The organism is Hoyosella rhizosphaerae (assembly GCF_014643175.1).
GTDB classification, from domain to species: domain Bacteria; phylum Actinomycetota; class Actinomycetes; order Mycobacteriales; family Mycobacteriaceae; genus Lolliginicoccus; species Lolliginicoccus rhizosphaerae.
The window spans coordinates 82,914-101,429 of sequence record NZ_BMJH01000001.1; the positions used below are offsets into that span (position 1 = coordinate 82,914).

General features: G+C 58.2%; 17 protein-coding genes and 1 riboswitch. Of the genes, 16 read left to right on the plus strand and 1 reads right to left on the minus strand.

Annotation, left to right across the window (positions count from 1 at the left end; genetic code table 11):
• Window positions 1–161: 161 nt before the first annotated feature.
• From IEW73_RS00380 to IEW73_RS00455, 16 genes are all read left to right on the plus strand, one after another.
• The gene (locus tag IEW73_RS00380; protein ID WP_188669655.1) at window positions 162–1,643 is read left to right on the plus strand and encodes a flavin-containing monooxygenase; all 1,482 of its coding nucleotides are present in this window, start codon (window positions 162–164) and stop codon (window positions 1,641–1,643) included.
• 80 nt (window positions 1,644–1,723) lie between these two features.
• The gene (locus IEW73_RS00385) at window positions 1,724–2,182 is read left to right on the plus strand and encodes an OsmC family protein (protein ID WP_188669656.1); all 459 of its coding nucleotides are present in this window, start codon (window positions 1,724–1,726) and stop codon (window positions 2,180–2,182) included.
• On the plus strand, window positions 2,179–2,595 hold the full coding sequence (locus tag IEW73_RS00390) for a hypothetical protein (protein ID WP_188669657.1): 417 nt from the start codon (window positions 2,179–2,181) through the stop codon (window positions 2,593–2,595). Before IEW73_RS00385 ends, IEW73_RS00390 begins: the two co-directional genes overlap by 4 nt.
• A 66-nt stretch (window positions 2,596–2,661) precedes the next feature.
• The gene (locus tag IEW73_RS00395) at window positions 2,662–2,931 is read left to right on the plus strand and encodes an acylphosphatase (RefSeq protein WP_188669658.1); all 270 of its coding nucleotides are present in this window, start codon (window positions 2,662–2,664) and stop codon (window positions 2,929–2,931) included.
• 4 nt (window positions 2,932–2,935) lie between these two features.
• Window positions 2,936–6,559 carry a chromosome segregation protein SMC gene (gene smc, locus IEW73_RS00400; protein ID WP_188669659.1) on the plus strand — a complete coding sequence of 1,208 codons (3,624 nt, stop codon included), beginning with the start codon at window positions 2,936–2,938 and terminating at the stop codon, window positions 6,557–6,559.
• A gap of 320 nt (window positions 6,560–6,879) precedes the next feature.
• Window positions 6,880–7,491, plus strand: coding sequence for a CDP-alcohol phosphatidyltransferase family protein (locus IEW73_RS00405; protein ID WP_372433613.1), 612 nt, complete (start codon window positions 6,880–6,882; stop codon window positions 7,489–7,491).
• A gap of 59 nt (window positions 7,492–7,550) precedes the next feature.
• On the plus strand, window positions 7,551–8,309 hold the full coding sequence (locus IEW73_RS00410; protein ID WP_188669661.1) for a DUF881 domain-containing protein: 759 nt from the start codon (window positions 7,551–7,553) through the stop codon (window positions 8,307–8,309).
• On the plus strand, window positions 8,306–8,638 hold the full coding sequence (locus tag IEW73_RS00415) for a small basic family protein (RefSeq protein WP_188669662.1): 333 nt from the start codon (window positions 8,306–8,308) through the stop codon (window positions 8,636–8,638). Before IEW73_RS00410 ends, IEW73_RS00415 begins: the two co-directional genes overlap by 4 nt.
• Window positions 8,631–9,386, plus strand: a complete 756-nt coding sequence (locus tag IEW73_RS00420; RefSeq protein ID WP_229675619.1) for a DUF881 domain-containing protein — start codon at window positions 8,631–8,633, stop codon at window positions 9,384–9,386. The genes IEW73_RS00415 and IEW73_RS00420 overlap by 8 nt, the downstream gene beginning before the upstream one ends.
• Window positions 9,387–9,491: 105 nt before the next feature.
• On the plus strand, window positions 9,492–9,899 hold the full coding sequence (gcvH, locus tag IEW73_RS00425; RefSeq protein ID WP_188669664.1) for a glycine cleavage system protein GcvH: 408 nt from the start codon (window positions 9,492–9,494) through the stop codon (window positions 9,897–9,899).
• A 210-nt stretch (window positions 9,900–10,109) separates the two neighbouring features.
• The gene (gene odhI / locus IEW73_RS00430) at window positions 10,110–10,616 is read left to right on the plus strand and encodes an oxoglutarate dehydrogenase inhibitor Odhl (RefSeq protein ID WP_373286495.1); all 507 of its coding nucleotides are present in this window, start codon (window positions 10,110–10,112) and stop codon (window positions 10,614–10,616) included.
• Entirely contained in the window at window positions 10,613–11,332 is a 720-nt protein-coding gene (gene ftsR / locus IEW73_RS00435; RefSeq protein ID WP_188669666.1) for a transcriptional regulator FtsR, read from the plus strand. Before odhI ends, ftsR begins: the two co-directional genes overlap by 4 nt.
• 75 nt (window positions 11,333–11,407) lie before the next feature.
• Window positions 11,408–11,881 (plus strand): bifunctional nuclease family protein, encoded by a 474-nt coding sequence (locus IEW73_RS00440; protein WP_188672628.1) that lies wholly within the window; start codon window positions 11,408–11,410, stop codon window positions 11,879–11,881.
• A 288-nt stretch (window positions 11,882–12,169) separates the two neighbouring features.
• Window positions 12,170–12,772: a MerR family transcriptional regulator gene (locus IEW73_RS00445; RefSeq protein ID WP_372433612.1), complete on the plus strand. Its 603-nt coding sequence runs from the start codon at window positions 12,170–12,172 to the stop codon at window positions 12,770–12,772.
• Between the two features lie 74 nt (window positions 12,773–12,846).
• Window positions 12,847–12,967, plus strand: a riboswitch (glycine riboswitch).
• Between the two features lie 150 nt (window positions 12,968–13,117).
• Entirely contained in the window at window positions 13,118–15,958 is a 2,841-nt protein-coding gene (gene gcvP, locus IEW73_RS00450; protein ID WP_188669668.1) for an aminomethyl-transferring glycine dehydrogenase, read from the plus strand.
• A gap of 85 nt (window positions 15,959–16,043) precedes the next feature.
• The gene (locus tag IEW73_RS00455) at window positions 16,044–17,348 is read left to right on the plus strand and encodes an Nramp family divalent metal transporter (protein WP_206050439.1); all 1,305 of its coding nucleotides are present in this window, start codon (window positions 16,044–16,046) and stop codon (window positions 17,346–17,348) included.
• Here IEW73_RS00455 and IEW73_RS00460 read toward each other — a convergent pair.
• Window positions 17,345–18,511, minus strand: coding sequence for a metallophosphoesterase (locus IEW73_RS00460; protein WP_229675621.1), 1,167 nt, complete (start codon window positions 18,509–18,511; stop codon window positions 17,345–17,347). The genes IEW73_RS00455 and IEW73_RS00460 overlap by 4 nt on opposite strands.
• Between the last annotated feature and the right edge of the window lie 5 nt (window positions 18,512–18,516).

Here is an 18,516-nt window from a genome sequence, read left to right on the forward strand (position 1 = left end):
CGGCCCAAGTAGAACTCGGCCCAAGTAGAACTCGGCCCAAGTAGAACTCGGCCTGAGTAGTAACCGGCCTCGGTAGAACTTCTGCGCGTCGAGACTCACGAGTGAGACACTGTGTCTAAGCTACGAAGGTATTGCCTGTGAGCTGGAAGTAGGGGAAACGCATGTCTGAGCGCGAAGAGTTCCGCGTAGTTGTGGTTGGTGCTGGTTTGGCGGGCATTGCCGCTGCGATCAAGCTCGAACGTGCGGGTATTGATGACGTTGTTGTGTTGGAGAAGGCCGACAGGGTCGGTGGGACGTGGCGCGACAATACTTACCCAGGCTGCGGATGTGACATCCCTTCCAACGTCTATTCGTTTACGTTTAACCCCAATCCGGACTGGAATTCGACGTTCGCGCTGCAACCGGACATTCTTGAGTATGTTGAGGCGACTGCCGAAAAGTTCGATGTTTATCGCAAGATCCGGTTCCGTACTGAGGTGACGGAGGCTCGCTGGGACAGTGAGGCGCGTCGGTGGCTTATCGACACGACCAACGGTTCGTTTCAATCGCAGTTTGCAGTTTTCGCGGGTGGTCCCATAACCGAACCGAAGTTGCCGGACGTACCTGGTATCGGCACGTTCACTGGCGACATTTTCCATTCGGCCCGGTGGAATCATGACCTCGACCTCAGCGGTAAACGTGTCGCGGTGATCGGTACTGGTGCGTCTGCGGTCCAGTTTGTGCCCGAGATTCAGCCTGTAGTTTCTCAAATGTATGTATTTCAGCGAACTGCTTCATGGGTGATTCCCCGTGTGGATATGCCTGTACCAGGCTTGCTTAAGAGTGTCTTCCGGAAGGCGCCGGCTACTCAACGTGGCATGCGACATGGGCTTGACGGAATCCTCCGGTTGCTCACTCTGGCGATGCGCCACGAAGCTGCTGCGAAGCGGTTGAACATCATCGGCACGTCGTTTTTGCGGGCCCAGGTTAAGGACCCTGAGTTACGGAAACATTTGACGCCTAAGTTCAGCCTTGGCTGCAAGCGGCTACTCATCTCTAACGAATTCTTACCTGCGCTAACAAAGCCGAATGTTGAGCTCGTTCCTCATGCTTTGCAGAGTGTTGGTGAGCATTCCGTGACAGCTGCTGACGGTACGACTTGCGAAGTTGATGTGATCATCTTCGGCACTGGTTTTGACGTCAGCCATCCACCTATTTCTCGGCATATTCGGGGTGAAGATGGCACCATGCTGTCTGATGCGTGGACGGCGAGCCCGGAAGCGTACCTGGGCACAACGACGGTTAATGTGCCGAATGCTTTTATAATGCTCGGTCCTAATCTTTTGGTATACAACTCGTTCCTCGGAATTGCTGAGGACCAGATGAATTACGTTATCGATGCCATCACGAAGGCAGATAAGTATGGCGTTGAGGTGCTGTCGTTAAAACCAGAAGTGCTCCGTGAATTCAACGACGACATCCAAGAAGCGCTGCAACACACTGTGTTCAACCACGGTGGGTGTTCTAGCTACTACCTAGATGAGAATGGCAAAAACTTCGCTGCCTGGCCGTACTCCACCACGTTGATGCGTAAACGTCTCAGTGAATTCGATATCGAAAGCTACGACACCGTGCCGTACAAGAAGTCCGCGCCTGTGAGTTGATCTCGCTGGAGGCGTGTTGTTTCTCTCTCCTTGGGCCTGCTGAGCGGAATTTCTAGGCCCCAGATGGGATTATTACCATCATGGAAGATGATCTGCACGAGTCCGAGGTCCGCAATCCCAACCCTGACAATGTTCGTCTGTGGGTAGACCGCGCTGGTGTGCGGCGCTATACGGGGAAAAATTCGCGTGGCGCCGAGGTCCAGATTGGATCTGTTGACGTTGACGGCGTGTTCACCCCGGGCGAACTGTTGAAGATTGCGCTTGCGGCATGTTCTGGTTTGTCGTCGGACGGCCCACTGTCGCGACGTCTTGGCGACAACTATGACGCGCGAATTCGCGTTACTGGCTCGCCTGATCGGGAGAGTGAAACGTATCCGTTGCTTGACGAAGTGTTGGAACTCGACCTCAGTGAACTCGATGCGGATGCCCAACAGCGTTTGCTGCTGGTTGTCGAGCGTGCCATTGAGCGCAACTGCACCGTCGGTCGTACGCTAAAAGAGGGCACAAAGGTTGACCTGACCATTGAGGGGGAGTCGTGACGGGCAAGGCACCGCGGAGCAAGACTAGAGCGCAGACGCGCACTCGGCGTGCGGCCGATCCTCGTACGAAGGCGCGTAGGCCTCGGCAATTGCGCTCCGGCGTTGGCGAGTTTGGTCCACGGCCTCGAGCTGGGACAACGACCAAGCAGGTAGACGGTGTGCAGCCAGCCCAGGAACGGCCAGAGCAAGATCGTCCACGTGGATTTATTCGAGTAGATCCGGCCACGGTGAAGGTTGCGGTCTTCCTCGCGTCACAGGTGAAGTCGTTTACGACCCCGTCGTTTGAGCTGCGGGGGGTTGGCAAGATCGGGTCGTACACAATCCCAACTGTCACCGTTCCCAGTATTGCTTTTGAAGCCGGTCAGGTTTACCCACCACGGCTTCCGCGGGTCCGGATCAATCGCTCTCGGTAATCTTCGCTGCACTGTTACCGGCGCGTTAGTTTCAAACTTGTCGGAGTGCAGCGACATAATGTCGGGATGGTTCGGTTAACGGCGTGGGTGCATGGCACAGTGCAGGGGGTCGGGTTCCGATGGTGGACCCGATCTCGGGCGCTGGAGCTTGGCCTCGTCGGTCATGCCACAAATCATCGTGATGGCCGTGTCCTAGTAGTTGCTGAGGGCGAGCGGTCGGCATGCGAGAAGCTGCTCGCTTTGCTGCGGTCAGGTAAGACCCCTGGCGTCGTGACGGTGGTTGTCGAGTCGTGGGACGAACCCCGCGGTGACGTACAAGGGTTTGTGGAGCGGTAGCGGCATGTACTTGAAGTCGCTGACGCTTAAGGGGTTTAAATCCTTCGCATCGGCAACCACACTGCAGTTTGAACCAGGCATCACCTGTGTTGTGGGGCCGAATGGTTCAGGCAAATCCAATGTCGTGGATGCGCTGTCTTGGGTGATGGGCGAACAGGGCGCTAAAGCGCTGCGTGGTGGAAAGATGGAAGATGTCATCTTCGCCGGAACTTCGGGTCGCGGTGCGTTAGGCCGCGCTGAAGTTACGCTCACAATCGATAACACTGATGGTGCGCTGCCCATCGAATATTCTGAAGTCTCTATTACGCGTCGCGTGTTTCGTGATGGTGCGAGTGAATATGAAATCAATGGCGCGAGTTGTCGGCTTATGGACGTCCAGGAGCTGCTCAGCGACTCTGGCATTGGGCGCGAAATGCACGTCATCGTGGGGCAAGGACAGTTAGCTCACATTCTCGAGTCTCGGCCCGAAGATCTACGCGCCTATATCGAAGAAGCCGCGGGTGTGCTCAAGCACCGCCGTCGCAAAGAAAAAGCACTCCGCAAACTCAACGCCATGCAGGCTAATCTGTCTCGACTTTCCGACCTCACCGGCGAACTGCGGCGGCAACTCAAACCGCTTGCGAGACAAGCTGATGTTGCCCGGCGCGCTCAAGTAATTCAGGCTGACGTGCGCGACGCAAAGCTACGCATCGCCGCTGATGACGTTGTGCAGCGACGGGTCGAATTGGCTGATCAACAGCACAACGAAACTCTTGCCCGCGAGCGTGCGGCGGCCGTTCGCGAGAAGTTCGACACGGTCAACGCGCGAGTCGGGAGCCTTGCGAGTCAAGCCGAAACGGTGTCGCCGCGCGCCGAAGAAGCATCGCAGGTTTGGTTTACGTTGTCTTCCATCGCGGAACGTGTGAATGCCACCATTCGTGTGGCGCGTGAACGGGAGCGGCACCTCACGAGCGCCACGGTGGCGCAGCGTGGTCAGGATCCTGATGAACTTGATGCGCAGGCCGAGCATTTTGCCCAGCAGGAAAACGAGCTCAACGAGGCCGTGCTCATGGCCGAAGCGGCACTCGAAACGGTTCGCGAGGAGCTCGCTGCGTGCGAAGACGAGGCTGCTACCGCGGAGCGGGAACACCTTGCGGCCGTGCGAGCTATCGCGGACCGCCGTGAAGGCCTTGCGCGTTTGGCGGGGAAAGTTGAGAACCTACAGACACGAGTCGAATCCTTCGACGCTGAGGTGTCGCGGTTCAACGAGCGGATAGCGGATGCTCAACGCCGCAACGAAGCCGCGCAGGAAGCGTTCGACGCCACCAGCGTCACCCTGGCTGAACACGAGGCCGTGGAGGAAAAGCTGGACCGCCAGTACGAACGTGCGCGGGCGACTCTGGCGAAGGCTGAGAATCGTGTCAAAGAGCTTCGGGATGCCGAGCGTGGCGCTGGGCATGAAGTGGTGTCGTTAACATCGAGGATTGACACACTGTCCGCTGGTTTGCGCCGCGCTGACGGTCCCACGTGGCTTCATGATCATCACAGCGGCGTGGGTGCGCGGTTGCCCGACGTTGTTCAACTGTCCACTGGATACGAGGTGGCGATTTCCGCCGCACTCGGTGCCGCAGCAGATGCTGTCACGTCGTTGAATTCCGAAACAGCGGCTGACGCGCTTTCCTCTCTCCGTGAGGCAGACCGGGGGCGCGCGGTCATCATGATCGATATTCCCCCGACCCAATCCGCCGACAACAGTGATTCGACAAGTCTGCCGCAAGGCGCAGTTTGGGCAGCGGACCTCGTTGCGCCACCACAATCGCTAGCCGGAGCGGTGCGTTCACGCCTGGCACACACGGTGGTTGTTGACGACAACGATCTCATTGATCAGGTCCTCGCCAGTCACCCGACCGCGCGTGTTGTGACGCTGAGCGGGGAAATTTACGGCACCGGATGGGTCGAAGGTGGTACCGCTCAAACACCCTCTACTTTGGAGGTCCAGGCGGACATTGCGTCGGCGAAGGTGCAGCTCAACGAAGCCACCACCCGTGCGCGGGAACTCTCCGCGGCGCTTGCCGGTGCAGTCGAGGAACTCGACGATCGCCGCCACGCTCTAGCGGAGGCTCATACAGCACTTGCCGCAAACGACACTGCGATCACTCAGACACAAGAGGAACTTGCACGCCTTGGGCATAGCGTGCGCGGCACAAATGCGGAACGTGAACACCTCATTAGCCAACGCCTACGTGCTGAGGCTGAGCACGATCAGCTCATCTCCGAGTTAACTGAGCACGAAGAACGGCTTCGGCGGGCGCAATCTGACAGCGACGATGACCATGACGAAGCCGGAACTTCTACCCGCCGTGAAGCTGCCGCACATGCCCTCGCCGCCGCGCGTGCCGCCGAGGTCGATGCACGCTTGGGGGCCCGCACGGCTGAGGAGCGCGCGAATGCTGTGCGAGGTCGGGCCGAGTCCCTTCGGCGTGCAGCCCGAGCAGAACGCGATGCCCGGGCGCGAGCAGAACAGCAGCAGCGGCGCCGTGAGGCCGCAGCCCGCACCGCAAACGTCATCGTTCAAGAAGCTGAAATGCTCGCGCACAGACTCGCAAAGGCGGTCAGCGAAGCGGCGGCAAACCGCGACGCACTCTCCGTCGAGCGCGACGGAATCAACGCCGAACTCCTCCGCGAACGGGACCACCTACACGCCCTCAACTCCGAATTGCACCGTCTGAACGACGCGATGCATCGAGACGAGGTTATCCGCGCCGAGGCGGCATTACGCGTGGAACAACTCGAAGAACAGGTACTCGAACAATTTGGCATTGCCGCCGACGACCTCATCGCCGAATACGGCCCCGACAGCCCCTTGCCACCATCGGCGCTGGAGTTGCACGAGTATCAGCAGGCAAAAGAACGCGGGGAACTTGTCAGTGCGCCCCAACCGATGAAATACGAGCGCACTGCACAAAAACGCAGGCTCGCAGCGGCGGAACGTGATCTCGCAGCGCTGGGCAAGGTTAACCCCTTAGCGTTGGAAGAGTTCGCAGCTCTCGAAGAGCGCTACAACTTCCTTTCAACACAACTAGAGGACGTTCGGGCAGCCCGCCAGGATCTACTTGGTGTCGTCGACGACGTAGACAAGCGGATCCTCCAGCTCTTTACCGATGCCTATTACGACGTCGAGCGTGAGTTCGTCACGGTGTTCCGCACTTTGTTCCCCGGAGGTGACGGGCGACTAGTTTTGACCGATCCCGCAGATATGCTCACCACTGGCATCGAAGTACAAGCACGGCCGCCTGGAAAAAAGGTCAAGCGGTTGTCGCTGTTGTCCGGCGGCGAAAAGTCACTTACGGCCGTCGCGTTGCTTGTCGCCATTTTCCGGGCACGACCGTCACCCTTTTATGTGATGGACGAAGTTGAGGCTGCACTCGATGACACCAACCTGCGACGCCTAATTCACTTGTTCGAACAGCTCCGCGAAACATCGCAGCTCATTGTGATTACGCACCAAAAAACCACCATGGAGGTGGCTGACGCTTTATACGGCGTCAGCATGCGAGGTGACGGCATCACGACTGTTATCTCACAGAGGCTCCGAAATGCAACGCTTGCGCAGCGACCTGCGGCACCAACATCGCCGGAGGTTGCATGAGTGCCATCTGGGTGTGCAACAGTTAAGTCGCTGCTCGTGAGTGAACATGCGAGACGATGCACGTATCGTAGAGTCGTGGATTGGTTGCGCGGGCTACGCGTTGCTACACAAGGCCCCACAGCAACACAAGGCCAAACAGCGACACAAGATCGAACAACATAGTCGATGACGTCACATCGGAAGAGTGGTGTGTAAGAGTGGCAGACATGAGGACTCCGGAACCGGGTTCCCGCCCGCCGCTGCGCCGCCGAGGCGAAACTTACACCGAATACGCCAAACGTCTACCGCGCCCCGTGCGATCCGAAGATTACGTCCGTGAGCTGGATGAGCTAGCGGCTGAACCAGCTATCACCACCGACCGCATCTTCACCGTGCCTAACGTACTTAGCTTGATGCGGCTAGCGGGTGTGCCGATCTTTCTCGTCTTGTTGCTTGTGTACGAACTCGATGGGTGGGCGCTCATCATTTTGGTGTTCAGTGGCATCAGCGACTGGCTCGACGGCAAGCTCGCACGACTGCTCAACCAAACATCAAAACTCGGGGCGATTCTGGACCCACTCGCTGACCGGTTATACATGTTTGTCATCCCCATCGCGTTCGCGTGGCGAGACTTCATTCCATGGTGGGTTGTCGCCATACTGATTGGCCGCGACGCCATCCTCGCGTGCATGGTGCCGTTTGTTAGGTCGCGAGGTGTGGATGCACTACCGGTGAGCTACTTGGGCAAAGCTGCAACCTTCGCGTTGATGTATGCGTTCCCTGTCATTTTGGCAGCCCAGGGCACAACCGCCTTCGCTGCTGTCATGGACCCCATCGGGCACGCACTCCTCATCTGGGGCATGTTCCTATACCTGTGGACAATGCTGCTGTACTTAGTGCAGGTGCGATTGCTCGTGAAGCACAACCCGCGACTTCCAAAACACAAGCGGTGAAACGGCGTCGGTCGTCCGCGCCGGTTTATAACCGGCCGCCATCGCTGCTGCGATCGTTGATGACAGATCACCTCGACCCGGGGTACGCGAAGGCAGCGGCAAAGGAATCTGCCACGAAGCGCGGAGCACGATCGGCGCAGGTGTGGTTCGCAGTGGGTGCTTTGTTAATTGGCGTGTCGTTGGGTTCGGCGCGAGGATGGGCCGAGCTCAGAGCAGACGATACTGATTCCGTGCGTTCCGCATTAAGGACTGAAGTTCGTGCAGCACAAACTCGCACGGCGCAGCTAGCGGACGAACGTGACGAACTCGTGGAAGAAATCTCGAATGCTCGAAATATGGTGCTTGACCTTGATGGTCCCGATGGTGCGATCCTCGAACAGGTGCGTCGAACACAGTTCGCTGCAGCGTCGGTCCCAGTGCGCGGACCCGGTATCGAGGTTGTCTTGTCGGAACCTGCGGGGGAACGCAACACGATCTTGGATCGGGATCTTCAGATCGTCATCAATTCATTGTGGGCTGCGGGCGCTGAGGCAGTAAGTGTCGGTGGTGTAAGGATTGGTCCGCACGTGGCGATTCGGCAAGCCGGTAGCGCCATCTTGGTGGACAATCGCGTCGTGCCGCAACCATATGTTGTCTCTGCGATTGGTGAACCACGCCAGGTGCAGGCCAGCTTCTTGACCAGTGGCGCGTATATGCGAATGTCAGGTATTAGTCAGCTATATGGTGTGGGCTTTGTTGTGCGTGATGCAGCAGATATTTCTATGCCCGCCGCCTCGGTGAGGGAAGTGCGAATCGCACAGGAACAGGAGGACCGGTGATTGGCCTCGTCGCGCTGCTTGTTGGGGTGGTTTTGGGTGTGTATCTCAGCCCTGACATCCCGGTTGCTGTGCAACCGTATATGCCGATCGCGGTGGTAGCGGCACTCGATGCCCTTTTTGGCGGGTTGCGAGCCTATTTTGACGGCATCTTCGACTCAAAAGTTTTTGTGGTGTCGTTCGTCTTTAATGTCACTGTGGCATCGCTTCTAGTGCTTCTTGGGGACCTTCTAGGTGTAGGTACACAATTGTCGACAGCTGTTCTGGTGGTTCTTGGAATCCGCATCTTCGGTAATGCGGCTGCTATCCGGCGTGGAGTTTTCGGTGCCTGATACCAGCCCAGAAAGCAACGAAGCCAAAGCCGCGTCCAAGCAAGGGCGCCGCGTTGCATTTTCGGTTCTTGTTGTTGCCTTATGTGTCCTGCTTGGAATTGCCATTACAACGCAAGTCCGGACGGCGAGTAGTGACGATGTGCTCGACGGGATGCGGCAAACCGATTTGTTGGAATTGCTAGATCAACTTAATGCCCGCGAGGCTTCGATGCGGGTAGAAATCGAGTCGCTTGAGGAGACTCTCGCGTCCATTGTGGCGTCAGGGTCAGATAATCAGGCAGCGCTCGCGGAGGCCGAAGCTCAGCGTGATGCACTAGCCATCCATATCGGGATAGTGGCGGCGCGTGGCCCTGGGATCGTGATGATTATCCGCGATCCCAATAACGCGGTACCGGCGGAAGTGTTGCTTGACCAGGTTCAAGAACTTCGCGCGGCTGGCGCGGAGGCTATCCAAATTGCGGGCAGTGGTCCTAATACCGGCGGGCCCGTTCGGGTTGGAGTGAATACGTGGTTTGTCGGCGCTGGGGGATCGGTCAGTGTTGAAGGCGAAGCTTTGGTGAGTCCGTATGTGATCACAGCCATTGGTGATCCGCCAACTCTTGACGCCGCCTTGAACATTCCGGGTGGTGCTGTTGATACTGTTGCGCGCAGCGGTGGTCGGCTTACCGTCGAAAAGCGCGAAAACGTCGTTGTGGATGCCTTGCGCGAACTGCCGACACCTCAATACGCTCAGTCTGGCGGGTCGTGATGGTGTCGCTGATATGTTTCATGTAGGTCCTCGTCGCGGCGAGGGGTAAGTCGAGTGGTCGGTCAAGTTGTTAGTCGAGTTGTCACGGATGGAAGGAAGACATTAGTGAGCGAGGCCAGCCTCCCAGAGGAGTTGCGCTACACCCGCGAGCATGAGTGGGTTCAGCGCACGGGAGATACATCGGTGCGCATCGGCATCACGGATTATGCTCAGAAGCAGCTTGACGACGTTGTCTTCGTTCAGTTGCCGACTGTTGGCGACAAAGTTGCTGCCGGTGAGCCGCTCGGCGAGGTGGAATCCACCAAAAGTGTTTCCGACATTTTCTCTCCCATCAGTGGCCGCGTTGCTGCGGTGAATGATGCGCTGAGTGACAGCCCAGAGTTGGTGAATGTGTCGCCATATGACAAGGGTTGGCTCGTGGAGTTGTCTGTCTCCAACGAGGAAACTCTTGATGCTGCGCTGCACGACACGCTTGATGCGGATGAGTATCGTGAGATTACGGGTGACGAGTAAGTTCGATCAGTATTGTTCGCATTAAGTTTCGCTGAGGATTGCAGAAAACTAACGCAAGCGAGCCGCCAAGGCTGTGCGACAGGGTACGGTCGAACCTATCGTTGATGAGGCTCTCACTGTGTGAGTCATGTTGATGGTCGGGGATGACATTGCAGTCGTGGCGACGATGCTGTGGCGCACATAGCTGTAATCCAGGGTCGTTTGGTCACGATGCACGAAGAAAGAGGAGATACGGTGAGCGAGAACCAGAATAATCCGGCGTTCGAAGGGGCGTCGGCGGAAACCACATCGGTATTCCGTGCGGATTTTCTGCGCGAGCTCGATGCGGCGGGTCAAGCGCCGGAGCCACAGGTCTCTGGCATTGAAAGTCTGCCCGCAGGTTCGGCACTACTGGTGGTGAAGCGTGGCCCCAATGCTGGATCCCGGTTCCTCTTGGATGAGGCAACGACTTCGGCTGGTCGCCACCCAGACAGCGATATTTTTCTAGATGACGTGACTGTGAGCCGTCGCCATGCTGAATTCCGCCGCGAGAACGGTGTGTTTCAGGTTGTTGATGTCGGCAGTTTGAACGGCACCTATGTCAATCGTGAACCAGTTGATTCAGCTGTGTTGGCTAACGGCGATGAGGTGCAGATCGGGAAGTTCCGTCTCGTTTTCCTCGCTGGCCCTAAATCAGCGGGACACGATGAGCAGACTGCGGGTGCGGGAAGCCAGTGACCGCTGCTAGTCACCCGTTACACGGCTCGGGTCTATCCATCGGGGCGGTGCTCGATCAACTCCGCCCCGACTTTCCCGATGTGACTATCTCGAAGATTCGATTCCTCGAATCTGAGGGCCTTGTGAGTCCGCAACGAACCCCGTCGGGATATCGCCGATTCTCGGCGGGGGACTGTGAGCGCCTCCGTTTTGTGTTGACGGCGCAGCGTGACCACTACTTGCCTTTGAAAGTTATTCGTGAGCAACTCGATGCGATTGATCAAGGGTCGACGCTTGAGGGGCCAGTGGTGCGGTTGCCGCGTTCGTTCGCGGTGTCGACGGAAGAACAATTTGATGCGGGGCCTGGTGGCTCGCGGATCAGCGGCGAGGAACTGCTTGAACGCACCGGTGTCGATAAGGCGTTTTTGAAAGACCTGGTTACTTCCGGCTTTCTGAAGCCCGGCAACGGTGGTTACTTTGATGGCGATTCGGTGACGTTGGTGAAGACAGCCCACGCACTCGCTGAGTTTGGATTAGATACGCGACATTTGCGGTCGTTCCGGATGGCCGCTGAGCGCCAAGCCGACCTTCTCGCACAGATTGCAGGACCAGTCGCCAAAGGGCGAGAAGCTGGCGCTAAGGACCGTGCTGAGGAGATTGTGCGCGAGTTAGGCTCGCTCATCGTGTCCGCTCATGGGGCGCTGTTGAAGGCCGCTGTGCGCGAATCGCTACGCTAGGGTGTCACCACTTCCCATAAACTGGAGGGTGGCAGACCTGTTCGGTTCGGCGGTCGCATGTGAGAGGCGGTCATGATGGGCGAGGTTCGTGTCGTCGGCATTCGTGTAGAGCAACCTCAAAACCAACCGGTTTTGCTGCTCCGCGAGGTCGATGGGGACCGTTATTTGCCAATTTGGATCGGGCAATCGGAGGCGACATCGATCGCTTTGGAGCAACAGGGTGTCGTTCCTGCCCGGCCGTTGACACATGACTTGTTTCGGGATGTTGTTGTGGCACTTGGGCATACGTTGACAGAGGTGCGCATAGTTGATTTGCAGGAAGGCACCTTTTACGCCGAATTGCATTTCGACAAAGATATTCGGGTTTCTGCTCGTCCGTCAGATGCGGTGGCGATCGCGTTGCGCATTGATGTCCCCATCTACGCTGAAGAGTCTGTGCTTGAGGAGGCTGGCCTTGTAATCCCTGATGAGAAGGAGGACGAGGTTGAGAAGTTTAAAGAGTTCCTGGATTCGGTATCGCCTGATGACTTTAAATCGCCCGAAAGTTAATTGCGTCTCAGAATGGCTACGTAAAAATCTCAAGTAGTGGTTTAGAGTTTACTATTCCGTTTTGTTTATTACATTTATGTGATTTTACTCATACAGAATTTGACTAAGTTGTAGTCTTGAAATCGGCGAGGCGCAAAGGCGCGTCACGCTTCAGGGCGGTAGTCTCATCGCGACCACCCTGAAGGAACCAGGAAGGTTCCACGATATCTGTGGCGTAAGTGCGGCGAAGGCCGTGTGGAGTTACAGATCCGGCAAGAGGGAGATACCGTGGCCGATAAACTGACGGGAATAAGTGGCTCTGACGCCTCGACTTCACCGAATGTAGCGCCCGCTGCTCGTGCTCTTAGTGCGCCAATACAACCGGGGCTTTTCCCCGACGACTCAGTGCCTGACGACTTCGTAGGCTACCGAGTGCCGACGGCCTGCCAGATCGCAGGCATCACATACCGGCAACTCGACTACTGGGCCAGAACTGGATTGGTGCAGCCATCCATCCGAACCGCGGCTGGATCCGGCAGTCAACGCTTGTATTCCTTCAAGGACATGCTCGTCCTTAAAATCGTCAAGCGCCTGCTTGATACCGGCATTTCGCTGCAGAACATTCGGGCAGCTGTTGACCATTTGCGGCAACGCGGTGTTGCTGACTTGGCCAACATCACCCTGTTCTCTGACGGCACCACCGTATACGAGTGCACCTCACCGGAAGAGGTTGTTGACCTGCTTCAGGGTGGCCAAGGTGTTTTCGGTATTGCCATAAACGGCGCCATGCGCGAACTTACGGGCAAAATAGCAGAGTTCCCAGGGGAGCAAGCAGACTTGGGTGAGCCAGCAGTATCGGTGGAAGACGAACTGGCATCACGACGCCGCAACCGGACTCGCAAAATCGGGTAGTAACCGGGCGAATGTTGTGAGTGTGCGGAGCTGATTCGTGCGCCGCAACACCACGCAGTAAGCTAGTGGTGCGTCGATGCCGTGCGGGAGAGTCCTCGCCGAACAGGTCCACATTGTGGTCCTAGTTTGAGTGGGGCGCCGAAGGAGCAACACCTCTCCGACAATCTCTCAGGCACCCAGGACCGTGCGAGCTGCGACGCCTCTGGAAAGTGGTGGCTTTGACCGCCCGCCCACGGGGAAAGGCGCACGCGCGCTGAATCTCTCAGGCGCCATTCTTGGCGGCGACAGAGGGGGAGGACCACAGTAGGACAACCTTGTTCTACCCGGCCCCTCGAGGAGCGCACCATGATTGACTCGACCGCGCATGGTTTTGCTGACCGCCATATTGGGATCACCCCCGAAGCGCTCAGTCATATTCTGTCCGTCATCGGTGTCGGATCTCTCGACGAACTCGCCGCCAAAGCGGTCCCGAGTGACATTCTGGACAACGCCTTTGCTGACGCCCAGCACGATGCTGCAAGCGAATACGAGGTGCTTTCTGAGTTACGCGCCCTTGCGCAGCGCAACACGGTGACAACGGCGATGATCGGGCTTGGGTATTACAACACGCTCACCCCTCCGGTGCTGGTGCGCAACATTCTCGAAAACCCCGCTTGGTACACCGCCTACACCCCATACCAGCCTGAAATCAGCCAAGGCCGGTTGGAAGTGCTGTTGAACTTCCAAACGATGGTCGCGGACCTCACCGGTATGGACATGGCCAATTCGTCGCTCCTCGACGAAGCAACGGCAGCAGCAGAGGCGATGACAATGCTCCGCCGTGCATCTAGGTCGAAGTCGCCGAGATTCATTGTCGACACTGACATTTTTCCCCAAACTAAAGCAGTCTTAGAAACCCGTGCTGAACCACTCGGAATCGAACTTGTTCACGCCGATTTGTCTGTAGAAATTCCGGACGGCGAATTCTACGGCGTTTTAGTTCAGACCCCCGGCGCTAGTGGACGCATTGTCGACTGGAGTGCGCTCATCGACGCCGCGCATGAGCGTGGAGCGTTGGTTGCAGCTGGGGCAGACCTCCTAGCCATGACGCTCGTTACTCCGCCCGGAGAGATGGGCGCTGACGCAGTATTTGGTACCACTCAGCGGTTCGGTGTGCCCATGGGGTTTGGTGGGCCACACGCCGGTTACCTTGCAACACGGCAGGCGTACGCCCGTCAGCTCCCCGGTCGACTGGTCGGGGTGTCAAAGGACGCGGACGGAAACCGTGCCTACCGTCTTGCGTTGCAGACACGCGAGCAGCACATTCGGCGTGAAAAAGCCACATCCAACATCTGCACCGCGCAGGTTCTTCTTGCCGTCCTCGCTGCGAGCTACGCCAGTTACCACGGACCTCAGGGCCTGCGGGCCATTGCGGAACGGGTTGCGGGCCACGCCAACACGATTGCGTCCGAGCTACGCGCTAACGCGATCTCAGTGCGTCATGACCAGTTCTTCGACACTCTAGTTGCCCACGTCCCTGGGCAGGCACAAGATGTGTTCGATTCTGCCCGTCGTGACGGAATCACTCTCCGAGTCGTCGATGCCGACCACATCAGCATTGCGTGTGACGAAGCGACAGATGATGCCATTGTTTCCGCGGTGCTCTCGGCTTTTGGGCTCACCAGCCGCGCCACAGCAGCTGCAAACACCATCAACGCAATTCCGGCAGCGCTGCAACGCACATCGGAGTACTTAACCCACCCCGCTTTCCACCGCTACCGTACCGAGACGGCGATGTTGCGCTACTTGCGCTCCCTGGCGGATAAAGACGTCGCGCTGGATCGCAGCATGATTCCGCTCGGTTCATGCACCATGAAGCTCAACGCGACTACTGAGATGGAAGCCATCACCTGGCCTGAGTTTTCCGGCCTGCACCCGTTCGCCCCGAGCGAGGACACCGCAGGTATTCGGGCCCTGATCGCAGATCTAGAAACGTGGCTTGCAGAAGTCACCGGCTACGACCGCGTCAGCCTCCAGCCCAACGCGGGAAGCCAGGGCGAACTTGCCGGACTGCTTGCCATTCGCGGTTACCACCTCAGCCGTGGTGACACGCAGCGCGACGTGTGTGTCATCCCGTCGAGTGCGCACGGCACAAACGCTGCCTCCGCGGTGATGGCTGGGATGCGCGTGGTCGTCGTGAAATGTCGCGACAACGGTGACGTCGATATTGACGACCTCCGCGCAAAGGTGAACGCCCACGCCGACACCCTGGCCGCCATCATGATTACCTACCCGTCGACGCACGGTGTGTTTGAGCATGAGATCCGGGACATCTGCGCGGTTGTGCACGACGCAGGTGGGCAGGTTTACGTTGACGGAGCAAACCTCAATGCGCTCGTCGGTGTGGCCCGACCAGGACATTTTGGTGGCGATGTTAGCCACCTCAACTTGCACAAGACGTTCTGCATCCCGCACGGTGGCGGGGGACCAGGTGTTGGTCCCGTGGCCGTACTCGAACACCTTGCACCGTTCCTGCCAGGACACCCGTTGGCGCCTGAACTTGGCAACGGTCCAACCATCTCCGCCGCCCCATACGGGTCAGCGTCCATCCTGCCGATCAGTTGGGCATACATGCGCATGATGGGTAACGCAGGTTTGCGCCGTGCGACGCTCACAGCTACTGCGTCCGCGAACTATTTGGCACGTCGCCTCGATGAGTACTTCCCAGTTCTGTACACCGGTGACGCCGGTATGGTCGCCCACGAGTGCATTCTCGACATCCGGCCACTCACTAAGGCCACGGGCGTCACGATTGACGACGTTGCCAAGCGCCTCGCCGATTACGGCTTCCACGCCCCGACCATGAGCTTCCCCGTTCCGGGCACTCTTATGGTGGAACCGACCGAAAGCGAAAACATCGAAGAACTCGACGCTTTCATCGACGCCATGATTGCGATCCGCAAAGAAATCGACCGGGTTGGTGCGGGCGAATGGCCGGTGGACGACAACCCACTGCGCGGCGCCCCACATACCGCGGAGTCACTAGTCCGCGAATGGAACCACCCCTACAGTCGTGAGATTGCCGCCTATCCGGCGGGAATTGGTGCCCGACCTAAGGTGTGGCCAGCAGTCCGGCGTATCGATGGGGCTTTCGGTGACCGCAACCTGGTCTGCTCATGCCAACCACTTGAGGCATACAGCGAGTAATCGGACAAACAGCATTCAGCGCCCGAGCGTGGCCACTGTGAGTGTAGTTTCCTCTTGACTACACGAACAGGATTGGACGTCGAGCATGAGTGTGGATTCGCGAGAAGGCGATTCTCCGGACACCGGGTTAGTTAACCGCAGTACGTTGTGGGCTGCGTTGGGCCCCGGCATCCTCATGGCAGGAGCAGCGGTCGGGGTTTCTCACCTTGTTCAGTCAACTCGGGCCGGGGCGGAGTATGGGTTTCTTCTCCTTGGCCTGGTCCTTCTCGCGTGTTTGCTGAAGTACCCGTTCCTAGAATTCGGTCCGCGCTACGCCGCCGCGACAGGTGAAACGATGATCCGCGGCTACCGACGAATGGGTCGTTGGGCGATCATCACGTACGCCGTCATTACGGCGGCAACATTTTGGGTGATCCTTGCCAGCGTCACCATTGCCACCGCGGGCCTGGCTGGGGTTGTGTTCGGGGTCGACCTCCCCATCAGTGTCCTCGCGGCGGGTGTATTGGTTGTGGTGGCTGCGCTGCTGGGTGTGGGCCAGTTCCGCGCGCTGGACTTGTCGATGAAGATCATCATGAGCGTTCTGGCTGTGTCGACGCTGAGCGCTGTCGTGGTAGCTGTGGTGGGGATGCCCGATACTCAGGGGCCAATTTGGGTGTCGCCGGATGCGCTCTGGACCGCTGCGGGCATTGCCTTTGTGCTCGCGTTGCTGGGTTGGATGCCCATTCCGCTCGACGTCGCGGTGTGGCATTCACTGTGGACCAAGGAGCGGGCGCGTGACACAAAAACAATGCCGTCCGTTAAGCATGCGGTCCGCGATTTTCAGATCGGCTACTTAGGGGCGACACTGCTCGCCGCTGCGTTTCTGACGCTCGGGGCGCTGGTGATGTTCGGTGGCACCGGGTTCGCCACCACGGCCGTTGGCTTTTCCGACCAACTGGTTGGCATGTACTCCGCAACACTGGGTGACTGGAGCCGCCCAGTCATCACGATTGCTGCTCTGACAACCATGTTTTCGACAACCCTGGCTGTGGCTGATGCCTACCCCCGCGTGATAGCGGGAATTGTGCGTGAGGTGAGGACGTCGTCCCCGGACACCATTGATGAACCCGCTACCACGCGGGCAACGTACGCGCTGTGGTTGGGGATCGTGCTCGCCGGTGGTTGGGCGATCATTCAGTTTTTTGGTGCACAATTCACTACGTTGATTGACTTCGCCACGACAGTGTCATTCTTGGCCGCACCAGTGTTGGCGTGGATGAACTTGAAACTAATCACTGGCCCGTACACGCCGGTGGAGTCTCAGCCGGGTCGGTTCCTTCGAGTCCTGTCGTGGGTAGGTATCGCATTCCTTGTGGTGTTCTGTGTCGTGTGGGCGTGGTGGCGCATCTAGCGCAGTTCGAGTATCGCCACTTCAGGAGTGTTGCCCACGCGGACTGGTGGCCCCCACGTCCCAACTCCCGGAGTTGTGTACAGAACGGCGTCGCCAACACTGTCGAGACCAACAATCCTGGGGGACTGCGCCAACTTCACTGCGTAGTTGAACGGCCACATTTGCCCGCCGTGGGTGTGTCCAGACACTTGTAGATTGATACCCGCTTCGGCGGCCTCATCGATGTGGTGCGGTTGATGCGCCACGAGGATGGAGAAGCGCGACGGGTCTGCCCCGTCTAGCGCCGCTGAGAGGTCGGCCGGGTCAGGTTCTGGCGCATCCCAGTCGTGGACACCCACAATGTCGATGCTGGCGTCGCCGCGTTCAGAAGCTACGCGACTGTTGCGCAGAGTTGTCATGCCGAGGGAGTCAAAGTGGTCGAGCCAATTATTGACATCGTCGGCGTAATACTCGTGGTTGCCGCTGACCACGAACACCCCGAGTGGTGCGCTGAGCGAGGCGAGATCAGCAATGTCTGGTGCGACATGATGAACGGTGCCGTCGATGAGGTCGCCTGGAATGAGGATGAGGTCGGGGCCTTCCTCCTGAACCAACTGGACCACTTTTTGGGTGAATCCTTTGCCGAGTGTAGGTCCGACGTGAAGGTCAGCGAAAACGGCGACGCGCAGCCCCTCAAACTCAGGCGGTAGGTCTTTGACGTCGACTGTGACGTTGTTGATGACGGGGTTTAGCGCGTTGTGCGCACCCAAGCCAACGGTGATGAGCGACGCGGGAATCAGAACAGCGGTCGACGCACGGATCCATAGCAGCCGTGTGCGTGGGTCGGCACGAACGATCCTGAGCAGACCGGACGCAAGAGCTATGACGAGGGTGCCGAGCACGAGGTAAAACACGACACCGAGCCATAGTGCCCCGGTGTAGCCAAACGGACGCGACCATGACGGCGATAGGGCTGACCCGACGGCGAAACTCATCACCGCCAGCACCCAGAGCACGATAAGGCCCGCGGTGGCGATGGTGCGTGTGCGTGGGGGAAGTTGGGTGGCGCGGATCAGCCGTCGGTATAACAACAAGTGCACGAGGCCGAGAAATGTTGCGACGACGAGCAGAAGTATGAGCACGGTTCCTTCCACGACAAAAGGGGTGACAGCGTCAGCTGTCACCCCTT

Coding starts and splice junctions, on each gene's coding strand:
- odhI (WP_373286495.1), top strand. CDS start 10,110: ATGCACGAAGAAAGAGGAGATACGGTGAGCGAGAACCAGAATAATCCG.
- IEW73_RS00455 (WP_206050439.1), top strand. CDS start 16,044: ATGAGTGTGGATTCGCGAGAAGGCGATTCTCCGGACACCGGGTTAGTT.
- IEW73_RS00410 (WP_188669661.1), top strand. CDS start 7,551: ATGACAGATCACCTCGACCCGGGGTACGCGAAGGCAGCGGCAAAGGAA.
- IEW73_RS00380 (WP_188669655.1), top strand. CDS start 162: ATGTCTGAGCGCGAAGAGTTCCGCGTAGTTGTGGTTGGTGCTGGTTTG.
- IEW73_RS00385 (WP_188669656.1), top strand. CDS start 1,724: ATGGAAGATGATCTGCACGAGTCCGAGGTCCGCAATCCCAACCCTGAC.
- IEW73_RS00440 (WP_188672628.1), top strand. CDS start 11,408: ATGGGCGAGGTTCGTGTCGTCGGCATTCGTGTAGAGCAACCTCAAAAC.
- IEW73_RS00395 (WP_188669658.1), top strand. CDS start 2,662: ATGGTTCGGTTAACGGCGTGGGTGCATGGCACAGTGCAGGGGGTCGGG.
- gcvP (WP_188669668.1), top strand. CDS start 13,118: ATGATTGACTCGACCGCGCATGGTTTTGCTGACCGCCATATTGGGATC.
- smc (WP_188669659.1), top strand. CDS start 2,936: ATGTACTTGAAGTCGCTGACGCTTAAGGGGTTTAAATCCTTCGCATCG.